Annotated in this window: 10 protein-coding genes; 3 read left to right on the forward strand and 7 right to left on the reverse strand. The window is 72.5% G+C overall.

The window, feature by feature from the left end:
• Positions 1-52: 52 nt before the first annotated feature.
• Positions 53-2,407, forward strand: a complete 2,355-nt coding sequence (locus tag ACYQ77_RS39585; protein WP_459721607.1) for a beta-galactosidase — start codon at positions 53-55, stop codon at positions 2,405-2,407.
• On the opposite strand, the gene ACYQ77_RS39590 is transcribed toward ACYQ77_RS39585, so the two are convergent.
• Positions 2,388-3,368 carry an RNA polymerase subunit sigma-70 gene (locus tag ACYQ77_RS39590; RefSeq protein ID WP_459721609.1) on the reverse strand — a complete coding sequence of 327 codons (981 nt, stop codon included), beginning with the start codon at positions 3,366-3,368 and terminating at the stop codon, positions 2,388-2,390. The two genes, ACYQ77_RS39585 and ACYQ77_RS39590, sit on opposite strands and share 20 nt — an antisense overlap.
• Before the next feature lie 1,522 nt (positions 3,369-4,890).
• On the reverse strand, positions 4,891-6,582 hold the full coding sequence (locus ACYQ77_RS39595; protein ID WP_459721611.1) for a dihydroxy-acid dehydratase: 1,692 nt from the start codon (positions 6,580-6,582) through the stop codon (positions 4,891-4,893).
• 345 nt (positions 6,583-6,927) lie between these two features.
• Between ACYQ77_RS39595 and ACYQ77_RS39600 the strand changes: the two genes are divergently transcribed.
• Together ACYQ77_RS39600 and ACYQ77_RS39605 are read left to right on the forward strand one after the other, a co-directional pair.
• On the forward strand, positions 6,928-7,149 hold the full coding sequence (locus ACYQ77_RS39600) for a hypothetical protein (RefSeq protein ID WP_459721613.1): 222 nt from the start codon (positions 6,928-6,930) through the stop codon (positions 7,147-7,149).
• A 289-nt stretch (positions 7,150-7,438) separates the two neighbouring features.
• Positions 7,439-8,935, forward strand: coding sequence for an FAD-binding oxidoreductase (locus ACYQ77_RS39605; protein ID WP_459721615.1), 1,497 nt, complete (start codon positions 7,439-7,441; stop codon positions 8,933-8,935).
• Between the two features lie 63 nt (positions 8,936-8,998).
• On the opposite strand, the gene ACYQ77_RS39610 is transcribed toward ACYQ77_RS39605, so the two are convergent.
• From ACYQ77_RS39610 to ACYQ77_RS39630, 5 genes are all read right to left on the reverse strand, one after another.
• The gene (locus tag ACYQ77_RS39610) at positions 8,999-11,059 is read right to left on the reverse strand and encodes a putative bifunctional diguanylate cyclase/phosphodiesterase (protein ID WP_459721618.1); all 2,061 of its coding nucleotides are present in this window, start codon (positions 11,057-11,059) and stop codon (positions 8,999-9,001) included.
• A gap of 288 nt (positions 11,060-11,347) precedes the next feature.
• Entirely contained in the window at positions 11,348-13,636 is a 2,289-nt protein-coding gene (gene pucD, locus ACYQ77_RS39615; RefSeq protein ID WP_459721620.1) for a xanthine dehydrogenase subunit D, read from the reverse strand.
• Complete coding sequence (locus tag ACYQ77_RS39620) at positions 13,633-14,991, reverse strand: 8-oxoguanine deaminase (protein WP_459721622.1); 1,359 nt, start codon at positions 14,989-14,991, stop codon at positions 13,633-13,635. Before ACYQ77_RS39620 ends, pucD begins: the two co-directional genes overlap by 4 nt.
• Positions 14,988-15,461 carry a (2Fe-2S)-binding protein gene (locus tag ACYQ77_RS39625; RefSeq protein WP_459721625.1) on the reverse strand — a complete coding sequence of 158 codons (474 nt, stop codon included), beginning with the start codon at positions 15,459-15,461 and terminating at the stop codon, positions 14,988-14,990. Before ACYQ77_RS39625 ends, ACYQ77_RS39620 begins: the two co-directional genes overlap by 4 nt.
• Positions 15,462-16,313, reverse strand: a complete 852-nt coding sequence (locus ACYQ77_RS39630) for an FAD binding domain-containing protein (RefSeq protein ID WP_459721628.1) — start codon at positions 16,311-16,313, stop codon at positions 15,462-15,464.

Here is a 16,313-nt window from a genome sequence, read left to right on the forward strand (position 1 = left end):
CTCTACCAGCGACTGCCGCAATAGGCGGGCCCAGCGATCGGGAGCGGAGAGCGTGGTCGACACGGTGCACTACCAGGGCAAGCGAATCGTCGTGGACGGCCGGGACGTCCTGCTGCTGTCCGGCGAGGTCCACTACTTCCGGCTGGCGAGAGACGAGTGGCAGGACCGGCTGGACAAGGCCCGCGCCGCCGGCCTGAACACGATCGCCACCTACATCCCGTGGCTGTGGCACGAGCTGCCCGACGGCACGGTCGACGTGACCGGGCGGACCCGGCCGGAGCGCGACCTCGGCGCGTTCCTGGACCTGTGCCACGAGAACGGTTTCCACGTGATCGCGCGGCCCGGCCCGTTCGTGATGGCGGAGATGAAGAACGAGGGCCTGCCGTACCGCCTCTACCGCGAGCACCCGGAGATCGTGCCGGTCGGGTGGGACGGCACACCGGCGCCGACGCGCACCGTCGACTACCTCGTGCCGGCGTTCCTCGCCGCCGCCCGCGAGTGGTACCGGGCGGTCATGCCGGTGATCGCGGAGCGCCTGCACCACCGCGGCGGCCCGGTCGTCGCGGTGCAGCTGGACAACGAGGTCGGCATGCTCGCGTGGGTCAGCAACTCCCCCGACCTGACCGACCACCTGCTGGCGGACTTCCGCGACTGGCTCGCGAAGCACGACCGCGAGTACCCGTTCACCATGGACTTCCGCGCGCCGGACGACGAGCACGCACCCGCGCTGATGCGGGACCTCGGCGAGTTCATGCGCGACCGGTTCGCCAGGTACTTCCAGGAGTTGCGCTCCTACGCCGAGGAGTGCGGCGTCACCGGCGTGCCGTTCGTGGTGAACATCCACGGCACCGACGGCGGCAAGGCGGAGACGTTCCCCATCGGCATCAGCCAGCTCATGGCGAGCTACGCGGGTGTGCCCGGCATGCTGTCGGGCACCGACCTCTACCTCGGCGAGCTCACCGTCACCAACGCCGCGGACCTGTACCTCGTGAACGCGTTCTGCGACGCCGTGCACGACGGCGACCAGCCGCTCACGTCGATGGAGTTCGAGGCGGGCACCGGCGACTACGGCTCGGACCTGTCCCGCCAGTACGACCCGTCCGCTGTGGACCTGAAGACGCGGATGTGCCTGGCGCAGGGCAACAAACTGCTCAACTACTACCTGTTCGCGGGCGGGGTGAACCCGCCGCTCGACGAGCCCGTCGGCGACGGCAACGACCGGATCGCGTTCACCGGCGAGCGGCACGGGTTCGCGGCGCCGGTCGGCCCGGAGGGTCAGCTGAACCCGGTGTACGGGCCGACGAAACGGGTGCTGCGGGCGGCACGCGCGATCGCGCCGGTGCTCGCGGGCATGTGGGAGGAGCACGACGAGGTCGCGATCGGGTTCGTGCCGGACCACTACCTGACCGAGTACCACTACCCGGGCAGCCGGTCCGTGCGGGCGGTGCTGGACGACGTGGTCGGCACCCGGGGCGCCGGGCCGCGCGGGATCCTCGCGCGGGCCATGCTGCTCGGCGGTTTCCGTTTCGGCGCGGTGAACGTCCAGGGTGGACTCGACCCGGCCACCACCCCGGTGCTGGCCATGGCGGGCACCACGCACCTGCCGGCCGAGGTCCAGCGGACGCTGGCCGCCTACCTCGCCGCGGGCGGCAGGCTGCTGCTCGCGGGGCGGGTCCCGGCACGCGACATGGCAGGGGCGCCGTGCACGGTGCTGCGTGACGCGCTCGGTCTGCGTCCACTCGGGACGGTCCGGGGCACGCCGGAGTTCTTCTCCTCGGTGAGCGCGCACGGCTGGGCGGCGCCGCGGCCGGAGACCCGGGTCGGGTGGGCGGAGCTGTACGAGCCCGCGGCAGGCGACACGGTGCTGCGTGAGCTGTCGACCGGGCACGGCTGCGGGTTCGACGTGCCGATGGGCGCAGGCCGCGCGGTCGTGCTGGCCACCGACTACGAGTGCGACCTCGGCCTGTGGCGGGCGGCGTTCGCGGCGCTCGGCGCGGAACCGGCCCTGCGCCACGACGCGCCGGTCCCCGGCGTCGTGCTGACCACCACCGTGGACGGTGCGGGCGCCCGGATCCTGCACGCGCTCAACGTGTCCGGCTACGACCAGCGCTTCACGGTCACCGAGGCCGGCATGCCGCTGTTCGGCGGCGAGCCGCTGCAGCTGCCCGGCCGCCGCGCCCTGATGCTGCCGCTGGGCGTTGCGGTGGGCGGCATGCGCATCGCGTACGCGACGGCCGAGGTGGTGGCGGCGTCCGACGGCGCGGTCACGTTCCGCACCCCGTCGGGCGAGGCGGTCGTCGCGGTCGACGGCGACATCACGTGCCCCGGCGCGGAGGTGGTGTCCCGCAACGGGGTCACCGTGCTCCGCCACCGGGGCGCGGTCGAGTTCACGGTGCGGAGGAGGTAGCGGCGGCCGCGGGCAGGCGCTCCGGCAACCCGAACCGCGGGAACCGGTCGGCGTGGAAGGTGGTGATCTCGGCGATCGCGCCGCCGGTGACGCGCAGGACGTCGATCGTCAGCGGCAGGTACGCGCCCCGCGGTTCCCGCCGGTGGTAGAAGGCGACGGCGGGCTGCCGGTTCGCGGCGGTGGGCACGGCGCGCAGGTCCTGCATGCCGTCGAAGCCGTCCACGACCCAGCTGCGCACGACCGCGTCACGGCCGACGTACAGGCCCGGCGTCGGCGGCATCGAGGACCGCACGTCGTCGCGCAGCATCGCGGCGAGCACCGGGATGTCGGTGGCCACGCTGGCGTCGGTGTAGCGGCGGACCAGGTCACGCGTCCCGGCGTCCTCCTCGCCGCCTGCCCAGTCCTGCCGTTGTGCCGGCAGGTGCTCCCGCATGCCGGCGCGGGCCCGCTGCAGCGCGCTGTTCACGGAGTTGACGGAGTCCCCGAGCAACTCGGCGACGTCCTTCGCGGGCCAGCCGAGCACGTCACGCAGGATCAGCACGGCACGCGGGCGCGGCGCGAGGTGCTGGACCGCGACCAGGTACGCGAGCTCGATCGTCTCCCGCGCGACGGCGACGGTCTCCGGCGCGTCCGCGTCGCGCGCGGGCAGCTCGTCGAGCAGCCGGTCCGGGTAGGGCTGCAGCCACCGCACCTCGCCGCCGGTCGCGGGCCGCGGGCGGACCTTGGCGAGCAGGTCCAGGCAGGCGTTGGTGGCGATCCGGTACAGCCAGGCCCGGAACGTCGACCGGCCCTCGAAGGTGTCCCGGCGCCGCCACGCGCGCAGGAACGTCTCCTGCACGGTGTCCTCGGCGTCCTCGAACGACCCCAGCATCCGGTAGCAGTGCACGTGCAGCTCCCGCCGGTGCCGCTCCGCCAACGCCGCGAAGCCCGGTTCGTCGACCTCCGCCAACCGCGTGTCCATCACGTCATCCTCCCGGTACGTCGTGTCCTGTCGGAAGGTGAGACGCGCCCGAGCGCGAGAACTCATCACCGGGCGGGTGGCGGTTGTCCACAGGTGGGTCGGTTGTCCACAGGTCGCGGCTGTGCACGGGGTTTTGTCGGTGGGTACCGGTAGACTGGCATGGCGGGTGGCCCCCGGGAATGGGTGGGGGTTCACGTACGTACTGGGCGGGGCGTTTTCGCAGGTCAGCGCCTTGCGTCCGCGCTTTGTGGTGTGCCTTGCCTGGGTTTCCCTCCGGGGGGTCCTCGCCGGACGGGCTGGTCTCCGGGATGGCGGCGGGTCTTGCACGGGGCTGGTTTGGCAAGGACTGGTGTCCGTGGTGGTGCCTGCCATCCCGTCGACCTCCCGGAGGGCTATCACACCGCGTCAAGGGGGCCCGGTGGCTTGGGTGCGTGGTGCTTTGGGTTTCGGGCCCCCTTGACCCGGTGTGATCGGGCTTCGCCAGGTCGACGGGATGGCAGGCACCCCTCAGGGGGTTGATGGGGGGCTTCGCCCGCTTCGCGGGTTCGGGCGCTGCGCGCCCGGCAATGCTGGATCGGTCTCGCCGGACGGGACAGGTTTCCAGGAAGGCTGAGTCGCTCCCGGGCTGGGTTGGCAAGGACTCTGTCGGGTGATGCGCCTGCGTGGGTTCTGGGGCTTCGCCCGCTTCGCGGGGCCGGGCGCTGCGCGCCCGGCAATGCTGGATCGGCCTCGCCGGACGGGACAGGTTTCCAGGATGACTGGGTCGCTCCCGGGCTGGGTTGGCAAGGACTCTGTCGGATGGTGCGCCTGCGTGGGTTCTGGGGCTTCGCCCGCTTCGCGGGGCCGGGCGCTGCGAACCCGGCAATGCCGGATCGGCCTCGCCGGACGGGACAGATTTCCAGGAAAGCTGAGTCGCTCCCGCGCTGGGTTGACAAGGACTCCGTCGGATGGTGCGCCTGCGTGGGTTCTGGGGCTTCGCCCGCTTCGCGGGGCCGGGCGCTGCGAACCCGGCAATGCCGGATCGGCCTCGCCGGACGGGACAGATTTCCAGGAAAGCTGAGTCGCTCCCGCGCTGGGTTGACAAGGACTCCGTCGGGAGGTGCGCCTGCGTGGGTGATAGGGCTTCGCCCGCTTCGCGGGGCCGGGCGCTGCGAACCCGGCAATGCCGGATCGGCCTCGCCGGACGGGACAGATTTCCAGGAAAGCTGAGTCGCTCCCGCGCTGGGTTGACAAGGACTCCGTCGGGAGGTGCGCCTGCGTGGGTGATAGGGCTTCGCCCGCTTCGCGGGGCCGGGCGCTGCGAACCCGGCAATGCCGGATCGGCCTCACCGGACGGGACACGTTTCCAGGAAAGCTGAGTCGCTCCCGCGCTGGGTTGACAAGGACTCCGTCGGGAGGTGCGCCTGCATGGGTGATAGGGCTTCGCCCGCTTCGCGGGGCCGGGCGCTGCGAACCCGGCACGCTGGGGTCGGCGAACCCGGCCGGGAACGCGGTTGTGTCGACCGTCGTCGCTTCGGGTGGTTCAGTGCGACTCGCGCGTTGGGTCTCCCGGGCCGCCGCCGACGAGGAAGTCCAGGTCCACGCCGCGGTCGGCTTGCAGCACGTGGTCGACGTACAGGCGCTGCCAGCCGCGCGCGGGTGCCGCGAACGCCGCCGATGCCTCCGGTGAGACCGGGCGCTCCGACAGGTCCGCCGCCACTTCGAGCCGTCGGTTCGGCACGTCCAGCACCACCTCGTCGCCGGTCCGCACGCGGGCCAGCGGGCCGCCCGCCGCGGCCTCCGGGGCCACGTGCAGCACGACCGTGCCGTACGCGGTGCCGCTCATCCGCGCGTCGCTGATCCGGACCATGTCGCGCACGCCCTTCGCCAGCAGCGGCGCGGGCAGCGGGAAGTTCCCCACCTCCGGCATGCCCGGGTATCCCTTCGGGCCGCAGCCGCGCAGCACCAGGACCGCGTTCTCGTCGTCGACGGTGTCGATGCGTGCGTTGAGGTCCTCGATGGAGTCGAACACGACCGCCGGACCGCGGTGGGTGAGCAGCGCGGGGGTGGCGGCCGCCGGTTTGATCACCGCGCCGGACGGGGCCAGGTTGCCGCGCAGCACGGCGATGCCCGCCGACTCCTGCAGCGGCGCCGACCTGGGGTGGATCACCGACTCGTCCCAGATCTTCGCGGTGTCCAGGTACGAGACCAGGGGCGCGCCGGTGACCGTGATCGGGTCCGGGGACAGCAGGTCCGCCACCTCGCGCAGCACGGCGAGCAGCCCGCCCGCGCGGTGCAGGTCGTCCATCAGGTGCTTGCCCGCCGGCTGCAGGTCGACCAGCAGCGGCACCCCGGAGCCGGTGCGGTCGAAGTCCTCCAACTCGAGGGGCACACCCAGCCGCCCGGCGATCGCCAGCAGGTGCACGACCGCGTTGGTGGACCCGCCGATCGCCGCCAGCGCCACGATCGCGTTGAGGAACGACGCACGCGTCAGCACCGTGCTGGGCCGCCGGTCCGCCTCGACCATGGCCACCGACAGCCTGCCTGACTGGTGCGCCATCTCCAGCAGGCCGCTGTCCGGGGCGGGCGTGCCCGCCAGACCGGGGATCGTCATGCCCAGGGCCTCGGTCACGCACGCCATGGTCGACGCGGTGCCCATGGTGTTGCAGTGCCCGCGGCTGCGGATCATCGACGACTCGGAGCGCAGGAAGTCCTCCCGGGACAGCGTGCCCGCGCGGACCTCTTCGGACAGCCGCCACACGTCCGTGCCGCAGCCGAGCGGCACGCCGCGGAAGTGCCCGGTCAGCATCGGCCCGCCCGGTACGACCAGCGCGGGCAGGTCCACCGAGCACGCGCCCATCAGCAGCGCCGGGATGGTCTTGTCGCACCCGCCGAGCAGCACGACGCCGTCGACCGGGTTGGCGCGCAGCAGCTCCTCGGTCGCCATGGCCGCGAGGTTGCGGAACAGCATGGCGGTGGGCCGCAGCAGCGTCTCGCCCAGCGACACCACCGGCAGGTGCAGCGGCACGCCGCCCGCGGCCCAGATGCCGTCGGCCACCGACTTCGCCACCTCGGTCAGGTGCGCGTTGCACGGGGTGAGGTCGGACGCGGTGTTGGCGATCGCGATGTGCGGCCGCCCGTCGAAGGCGTCCCTCGGCAGGCCGCGCCGCATCCACGCGCGGTGGATGTAGGGGTTGCGGTCGTCCCCGGCGTACCACGCTTGCGAGCGAGCCATGCGGTGCCCCTTCAGCCGAGGAAGATCAACCCCTCGCACCGTATCAACGGACGGCCGCGTCCCGGCGTGTCGCGGACGAGCCGCTCGACCGGTGACCCGGTGGAAACGCTCCGGCGACGGACGACCCCGACGCGTAGCCCTTTCGGGCAGTGGGCGTATCTGGGTGGACGCCGGGTACTCCTTCTTGGTAACAATCCGTGAGGAAGTTCGATGAAACCACATAGGTCCGTCACGCGTCCCACGAATTGTCGGTGCCGAGTGATAGACATGACTCCGCAGGATCACCAAACGCAGGGGAACACGATGTCCGCGCTACCAGAAGGTCTGAACCACAGAGCCCTGTCCATGCTGAGAGCGGTCGTCGCAGGTCGCGCGCAGATCAGCTGCTCCGCCGAGCCTGACCTGTTCATCGACGGTGTGCCCTGCTGTGACCAGTACCTGGCCCACACCCTGGCGCACGACGGCCTGATCGAACCCGCGCACACGGGCACCCGGGGCGAGCTCGTGCCCGCCGCGCTGACCGACGCCGGTGTCGCCGCGCTGAACCCCGCCCCGGCCGCCGCCTGATCTGATTAGCCCGATTGCCAGATCAACCGGGAATACGGGAAAAACTTCTGAGGGGCGCCCCTCAGGCCCCGGCGAATTCCCGCGGTAATCAATCGACCACGACGAGCGGATCTGCTTAGCGGCACTAAGTAACTCGCCGCGACCATCCCGGATCGTGGAATTCTCCCGCCGTTTCACTGTTTCGCCCGCGCGCGCCCGGCTGGGGCCGCAGTCCTCCCGCGCTGGGAAGCCGTCCCGGTTCACCGGGAAGTTTCCGCTGGTCAGCGCGTTTCTCCAGGACACTGGGCGGGTGATCAGACGACGAACGTTCCTCGGGGGCGGGCTCGCGCTCGCCGGCCTCGGTCTCGCCTCGGGTCAGGCGAGCGCCACGGGCCCCGACTGGACGCGCCTGCGTGCCCACCTCACCGGCGACCTCGTGCTCCCCGGTGACGCGGCCTACCCGGTCGCCAAGCAGCTGGACAGCGGCTACTTCGACACGATCAGCCCGCAGGGCGTCGCGTACTGCGCGACCGTCGGCGACGTGCGGACCGTGCTGGCGTTCGCGCAGTACAACGACCTGCACGTGGCGGTGCGCTCCGGCGGCCACAACGCGGCGGGCTGGTCGACAACCACCGGTCTGGTGCTCGACACGTCCCGGCTCAAGGCGCTGAGCGCCGGCGCGTCGACGGTGACCTTCGGCCCCGGCACGCACGGCGTGGACGCGGTCGGCGCGCTGTCGCCGCAGGGCCTCGCCGTGGTCACGGGCAGCTGCCCGACCGTGTGCGCGGGCGGGTACATCCAGGGTGGCGGCTTCGGCCCGCTGTCCCGCAAGCACGGCATGGCGTGCGACCGGCTGGTGTCCGCGCAGGTGGTGCTGGCGGACGGTGCGGTGGTCCGTGCCGACGCGACCACGAACCCGGACCTGTTCTGGGCGATCCGCGGCGGTGGCGGCGGCAACTTCGGTGTGGTGACGCGCTACGAGGTCCGCCCGATCCAGGTGAGCAGGCTGCCGAACTTCCTGCTGACGTTCCCGTTCGACGCGGCACCGGCGGTGCTCGCGGCGTACCAGGACTGGATGGGGGCGGCGCCGGACGACCTCGAGGCGAACGTGACGGTGCTGCAGGCGGGCCCGGCGCCGACGGTCATGCTGAGCGGCACGTGGCAGGGCGGCGACCCGGCCGGCCTCACCCCGTACCTGGACGCGCTCGTCTCGGCGGTCGGCGTGGCGCCCCAGAGCCGCACGGTGACCGACCTGTCCTACCGGGACGCGATGATGCGCACGTTCGGCTGCGCCGACAAGACGACCGAGCAGTGCCACCGCGTCGGCGACACCCCGGAGGCCGTGCTGCCGAGGCACACCTACGGCGTCGGCCGCGGCCGCATGATCGGCTCGCCGCTGTCGGCCACCGCCATCGACGAGGCGCTGACCGCGTTCACCTCCCCCGGCGCGACGGGCCAGTTCAAGGTCCTGAACCTGAGCTGGCTCGCCGGCCGGATCAACCGCGTCCCCCGCACCGCGACGGCGTACGTCCACCGGAACACCCTCGGCATCCTGGGCTTCACGGCCACGCTGCCGACGAACACCCCGACCCCCGAGCAGGAGGCGGCGGTGGCGACGTGGACCGACGCCGGCAAGGCGGTCGCGGACCGGTACGGCAACGGCGAGAACTACCAGAACACCGTGGACTCCCGCCTGTCCGACTGGCGCACCGCCTACTACGCGGAGAACTACCCGCGCCTGCAACGCGTGAAGCACTGCTACGACCCGGCAGGCTTCTTCCGCTTCCCACAGGCGGTCGGCGCCTGACGGCGGCGGCGGGCCAGGTCAGCGATCCGACGGCGGCCTGGCCCGGCGACGGCGATGTGCCGATCAGCTCAGCGGCAGGTCCACCGGCAACCCGGGCAGCCCGACGTGCGCACCCTGCACCTGGTCGGCGCCGACGGCACGCCACCACTCGAACTGCTCCGCACCGTCGACGTCGCCCACGATGACCGACGCGCCGCTCGCGCGGATCAGCGGCACGAGGTCCCGCACGACGCGGGTGAACATCGACGACTCGTCGGACACCCTGGCCACCACGCGCGGCGACATCTTCACCGCGCGGACCGGGAGGTCCTCGAGGCACGCCAGGTCGCCGCTGGTGGTCCCGAACTCGTACAGCACCACCGCGACCCCGATGTCCACCAGCACGTGGAGGTTGTCCTCGGCGAGCCCGTCGAGCATGCACAACGCCTGGACCGGCATGCCCACCTGCAGCTGGTCGGGCGCGAGCCCCTCGTCGGCGAGCACCGCCCGCACGGTCGCCACCAGGTCCGGGTCGCCCGCGAGCGCACGGGTCAGCTCGACGTACAGGACCGGCCGGCCCGGCATGTCCTTGAGGTCGGCGGCGGCCCGGCCGAGCATCCACCGGCCGATCGGCAGCGACAGCCCGGTCTCGGCCAGCACCTGCAGGCAGCGGTCGTGGTGCAGCACGCCGTCCGCGTGGTCCCAGCGCAGCAACGCCTGCACGGCGACGGCCTTGCCCGACTCGTACGACGCCACCGGCTGGTACTCCAGCTGGATCTCGCCGTTCTCCCACGCGCCCGGCATGGAGCCCGCGAGGTTGAAGCGTTCGCGGTCGGCCCTGTTCTGCTGTTCGTCGACCATGCCCCACTGGCGCCTGCCGGTCTGCTTGAGCCTGCGCAGCGTGATGTCGGTGGCACGCAGGACGTCGCCGGGCGTCATCCCGGGCGACGGCTGGTGCAGCACGGCGATGGTGGCGGTGGCGGCGACGCCGTGGTCGCCGATGAACACCGGTTCCGCCAGCTCTTCGTTGATGCGGGAGGCCATGGTGGCGCACGGCGGGGTGGTCGCCGTGTGCTCGACCAGCACGCCGAACTCGTCGCCCTCGAAGCGGGCCACGGTCGCGTGGTCGCCGGGGAAGATCTGGGCGAGGCGGGTGGCGACGGTCTGCAGCAGGCGGTCGCCGACCTCCCGGCCAAGCCCGTCGTTGACGGCGTGGAAACCGTCGAGGTCCAGGTGCAGCACGGTGATCTCGTCGGCCGGGTTCCTGCCGGACATGGCCTCCTCGAGCCTGCCGACGAACCGCTGCCGGTTCGCCAGGCCCGTCAGCGCGTCGTGCGTGGCCTGGAACTGCAGCTGGTTTTCGAGGAAGTGCCGGTCCGACACGTCCTCGACCGTCGTGACGTAATACCTCGGCGCGCCTGCCGGGTCGCGCAGCACCGACGCCGACAGGAAGACGAGCGCCTCCTCGCCGTCGCGCTTCACGAGTCTTCGCCGCTCGCGGAACGGCAGCGAGTCCTCCTCCAGCAGCACCTGGTACCGCAGCCGGAGGTAGTCGGCGTCGTCCGGGTGGAAGATCTCGTCGAGTCGTTGCGTGCCAAGCCTTCCGCGCGGGTGCTCGAGGATGTCGGCGAGCGCGCGGTTGCTGCGGATCACCCCGAGGTCGAGGTCGGTGATGGCCATGCCGACGCTGGAGGTCGAGAAGATCTCCTCGAACCGCGCCTCGCTGTCCCGCAACGCGTTCTCCGCGTTCTCGCGGGCGCGGATCAGCGCGAGCGTCAGCCCCTCCTGCTGCTCGAACAGCCGCTGCCGCATGCCTTCCGCGACGCCCTTCGCGAGTGAGCCGACCAGGTTCGCCATGCGGCCGGGCAGGCCGAGGAGATCCGCGACCCCCGCCAGTTTCGGCATTCGCTCACCCAGCACTTTTACGGTCACCGCAAGACATTCGGAGTCGGCCAGCCCGAGCCGCACCAGCCGCTCCGCCACGCCCAGGACCGCCGCCTCGTCGAGTGGCTCCGCCTGTGCGGCGGCGACGAGGTCGTCGAGGGCCGACGACAACGCCCCCTCGATGTGTTCGCGGGACTGCGCGATGTAGATGACCCGTGCCAGCGCGGCGGCCCATTCGCGCGCAAGCTCAGATCGATCCACCGGAGCCTTCCAGCGGCCATGTCATCGGGGTTTGTCCTTCTCCGGTCAAGCGGGTTGTGACATTACCAGTGAAAGCGCAACCCCTCTGCACCCAAAAGGGGACCGATCACCGCCAACGTGAACACCCTATGTGTTGCGGGCTAGGCTGTTCGGGTGAACTACGGTCGGTAGCGACCCGTCGTGAGCCACGCCCGAACACGGAACGCGATTACCGTGCCCGGATGACGGACGGTAACCCGCTCACTACCTGTTCCCATACATGGTCAGGCGTCACCGTCGCCCGGTTCGTCACGCTCCGACGATGTGCTCCGGCCGCACCGGCACCCGCGGCAGGGCCTTGCCGGTCGCCGCGCGGATGGCGGCCACGATCGCGGGCGTCGACGACAGTGTCGGCGGCTCCCCGACGCCCCGCAACCCGTACGGCGCATGGGGATCCGCCCGCTCGAGCACGTCGATCGCCATCGGCGGCATGTCCAGCACGGTCGGGATGAGGTAGTCGGTGAACGACGGGTTGCGCACCTTCCCGTCCACGACCTGGATCTCCTCCATCACCGCGAGCCCGAGCCCCTGCGCGGAGCCGCCCTGGATCTGGCCGAGCACCGCGTCCGGGTTCATCGCCTTGCCGACGTCCTGCGCGCACGCCAGCTCCACGACCCGCACGAGCCCCAGCTCCACGTCCACGTCCACGACCGCCCGGTGCGCCGCGAACGCGTACTGCACGTGCGCGAACCCTTGCCCCGTCACGGGATCGATGGGATGCGTCGGCCGGTGCCGCCACTCGACGGTCCGCTCGACCACCTCGTCGCCGAGCACGTCGACGAGGTCCGCGAGCACCTCGTTCGTCGCCGAGACGACCTTCCCGCCCGCGAGCCCGGTCGCCGCGAGGCCGCGCGCCGCGGCCAGCTCCAGCACGCCCGCGCGGACCTCCTCGCACGCCGCCTTGACCGCGCCGCCCGTGACGTAACTCTGCCGCGACGCTGAGGAAGATCCAGCGGACCCCACAAAAGTGTTCGACGGCTGGATCTGCACCCGCTGCACACCCAGCTCGGTCCGCGCGATCTGCGCCTTCAACGTGACCAGGCCCTGCCCGACCTCCGCGGCCGCGGTGTGCACGGACACCACCGGCTCGCCCGCGATCACCTCCAGGCGCACGCGCGCGGTCGAGTAGTCGTCGAAACCCTCGGAGAAGCCGACGTTCTTGATGCCGACGCCGTACCCGACCCCGCGCACGACCCCCTCGCCGTGCGTGGTGTTGGAGACGCCGCCCGGCAGCTCACGCAGGTCGCGCGGACCGGTCGGTTCGGCGGGCATCGGCTTGGCACGCACGCGTGCCAGCAGTTCGGCGACCGGCGCGGGCGAGTCGATCACCTGCCCGGTCGGCATGGTCGTGCCGCGTTCGGCCGCGTTGCGGATCCGCAGGTCCACCGGGTCCATGCCGAGCGCGGCGGCGAGCTTGTCCATCTGCGACTCGTACGCGAAGCACGCCTGCACGGCGCCGAACCCGCGCATGGCACCGCACGGCGGGTTGTTCGTGTAGACGCCGTAGCCGTCGATGCGCACGTTCGGCACGCGGTACGGGCCTGCGCCGAGCGTCGTCGCGTTGCCGGTGACCGCCGCGGTGGTCGACGCGTACGCGCCGCCGTCGAGGATGATCTCCGCCTTGATGTAGACGAGGTCCCCGTCGCGGGTGGCGCCGTGCTCGTACCGCATCAGCGCGGGATGGCGGTGCACGTGCCCGAAGAACGACTCCTCGCGCCCGTAGACGATCTTGACGGGCTTGCGGGTGTGCAGCGCGAGCATGCACGCGTGGATCTGCATCGACAGGTCCTCGCGCGCGCCGAACGCGCCGCCGACGCCCGCGAGGTGCAGCCGCACCTTGTCCTCGGGCAGGCCGAGCGCGCCGGTGATCTGCCGCTGGTCGGCGTGCAGCCACTGGGTCGCGATGTAGAGGTCGACGCCGCCGTCCTCCGCGGGCACCGCGAGCCCGGACTCCGGCCCGAGGAACGCCTGGTCCTGCATGCCGACCGTGTACTCGCCGGTCACCACGACGTCGGCCGCCGGGTTCTCCTCGCCGAACCGGATGGGCACGTGCCGGACGACGTTGCCACCCTCGTGGCCAGGGTGCAGGACCGGCGAGTCGGGGCGCATCGCGGCCTCGGCGTCGGTGACCGGGGCCAGCACCTCGTAGTCGACGGCGATGCGGTCGGCGGCGCGGCGGGCGGTCTCCGGGTGGTCGGCCGCGACGATCGCGACCGGTTCGCCCTGGTAGCGCACGACGTCCACGGCGAGCACCGGCTGGTCGGGGTGCTCGAGGCCGTAGCGGTTGTCGCCCGGCACGTCCTCGTGGGTGAGCACGGCGTGCACCCCCGGCAGCTTCAGCGCCTCGGTGATGTCGACGCCCCTGATGCGCGCGTACGGGTGCGGGCTGCGCAGCGTGGCGCCCCACAGCATGTCGTCGGCCCACAGGTCCGACGAGTACGCGAACTCGCCGCGGGTCTTCTGCGCGCCGTCCGGCCGCAGCGGGCTGTCGCCGACGCCGCCGGTGACGGTGGTGACGAGTGGCTGGGTGGTGGTCATGACTTCTCCGCCAGCGCTCGCGACGCCGCGCCCAGCGCGGTCGCCGCCTCGGTCTCGGACACGGTGCGGACCTCGTCGTCCTCGACGATCACGGTGCCGCCCGCGAGGAGCAGTGCCAGCGGCGGCAGGGCGCCGAACACCAGCGCCGCCACCGGGTCGGCGATGCCCGCGTGGTTCATGCCGGTCAGCCGCCACACGGCCAGGTCGGCCTGCTTGCCGACCTCGAGCGAGCCGATCTCGGCCTCGCGGCCCAGGCAGCGGGCGCCGCCGCGGGTGGCGAGCCAGAGCCCGTCGCGGGCGGTGGCCGAGTGCGGGCCCTTCACCTGCCGGGCCAGGTACACCGCCTGCCGCAGCTCGATGCCCAGCCCACCGTCCTCGTTGGACGCGGCGCCGTCGACGCCGAGGCCCACCGGGGCGCCCGCGTGCACGAGGTCCTGCACGCGGGCGATGCCGGCGCCGAGGCGGGAGTTGGACGTCGGGCAGTGCGCGACGCCGGTGCCGGTCGCGCCGAGCCGGGCGACCGCGTCGTCGGAGAAGTGGATGCCGTGCGCGAACCACACGTCGTCGCCGAGCCAGCCGAGGTCGTCGGCCAGTTGCGCGGGCGTGCAGCCGAACTCGTCGAGGCACTGGCGTTCCTCGTCGAGGGTCTCGGCGAGGTGGGTGTGCAGCCGGACCCCCTTGTCCCGCGCCAGTTCGGTGGCCTTGCGCATCAGGTCGGTGCTCACCGAGAACGGCGAGCACGGCCCGACGGCGACCCGCACGAACGAGCCCGGGGACGGGTCGTGGTAGGTGTCGATGGCCGCCGCGGTGCCGGTCAGCGCGCCGTCGAGCGTCTCCACGATGGAGTCCGGCGGCAGGCCGCCCTGCGACTCGCCGCGGTCCATGGACCCGCGCACGCCGTGCAGCCGGATGCCGACCTGGCGGGCGGCGTCGACCGTCGCGCCGAACACGTCACCGCCGTCGCGCGGGACGACGTAGTGGTGGTCGGCGGCGGTCGTGCAACCGGTGCGGGCGAGCCGGGTCAGGCCCGCGACCGCGGCGGCACGCACGATGTCCTCGTCGATGCCCGCCCACACCGGGTACAGCGCGGTCAGCCATTCGAACAGCGTGGCCTCCTGCGCGTAGCCGCGGGTGGCCCACTGGTAGAGGTGGTGGTGGGTGTTGACGAAACCGGGTGTGACGAGGCAGCCGGTGGCGTCGACGCGCCGGTCGGCCTGCCCGTCGGGCGCCGGGCCCTCCCCCACCGCCGCGATCACCCCGTCGTCGACGACGACGTGGCCGCGGCGGTACTCGGTGCCCGCGCCCTCGGATCCGTCGACGGTCGCGATGGCCGCGTTCTCGATGACGATCCTCATGCCCGCTCCCGCACGGTGCGCGCGGCCAGCCGGACGGCGTCCAGGATCTTCTCGTACCCCGTGCAGCGGCACAGGTTCCCGGCCAGCGCCTCCCTGATCTCGGCGTCGCTCGCGTCCGGCTTGCGGTGCACCAGGTCGTGCGCGGCGACGACCAGGCCGGGCGTGCAGAACCCGCACTGCACCGCGCCCGTGCGGACGAACGCCTCCTGCACCGGGTCCAGCTCCTCCTCGCTGCCCAGCCCCTCGACCGTGCGCACCGACCGGCCCTCGGCCTGGCCCGCGGCGACGAGGCACGCGCACACCGGCGTGCCGTCCAGGTACACGGTGCAGGAACCGCATTCCCCTTGCTCACAGGCGTTCTTGGCGCCGGGCAGGCCGAGCCGCTCCCGCAGGACGTACAGCAGGCTCTCGCCCGGCCACACGTCGTCGGCGGTGCGCTGCTCGCCGTTGACCTCCACGTTGACCCGCATCTAGCTGACTACCTCCTGCCAGGCCCAGCCGAGTGCGCGGCGGGCGAGCACGGACAGCGCGTGGCGGCGGTAGGCCGCGGTCCCGCGCACGTCGTCGATGGGCCGCGCGGCGGCGCCGACGAGTTCGCCGAACGCCCGCGCGATGTTGTCCGGCAACGGTTCCCCGGTCCCCCAGGGCAGCTCGGCGGCCGCGAACTCCTCGGCCTGCCGCGCCCGCAGCGGCGTCGGCCCGGCCGACCCGATGCCGGTGCCGACGGTCTTGCCGGTGACGTCCAGGGCGACCGCGAACGAGCAGACGGCGATGACCATCGCGTTGCGCGTGCCGACCTTCGCGAACTGCTGCGGCCCGGCCGCCGTCGGCACCCGGACGGCGACGATCAGCTCGTCGGGTTCGAGCGCGGAGCGCTTGGGGCCGGTGAAGAACTCCCGCGCCGGGATGGTCCTCGTGCCGCGGGTGGACGCGACCTCGACGTCGGCGCCGACCGCGACCAGCGGCGGGTGCGCGTCCCCCGCGGGTGAGGCGGAGCCGAGGTTGCCGCCGACCGTGCCGCGGTTGCGGATCTGCGGCGACCCGACCGTGCGGGACGCCATGGCGAGGCCCGGCAGGACGTCGCCCAGCTCGGTGACGACCCGCGTGTACGGCACGGTCGCGCCGAGCCGGACGTGCCCGTTCTCCCGCGTCCACGCCGACAGCTCGGCGACCCGGCCGAGGTCGAGCAGCGCGGGCGGGCGGCGCACGTCGAAGTTCAGCTCCACCATGACGTCCGTGCCGCCCGCGATGGGCACGGCGTCCGGGTGCGCGGCCTTGGCGGCCAGCGCTTCGTCCAGTGTGGACGGACGGAGGAAGTCCAT

Source organism: Actinophytocola sp. KF-1 (assembly GCF_054661535.1).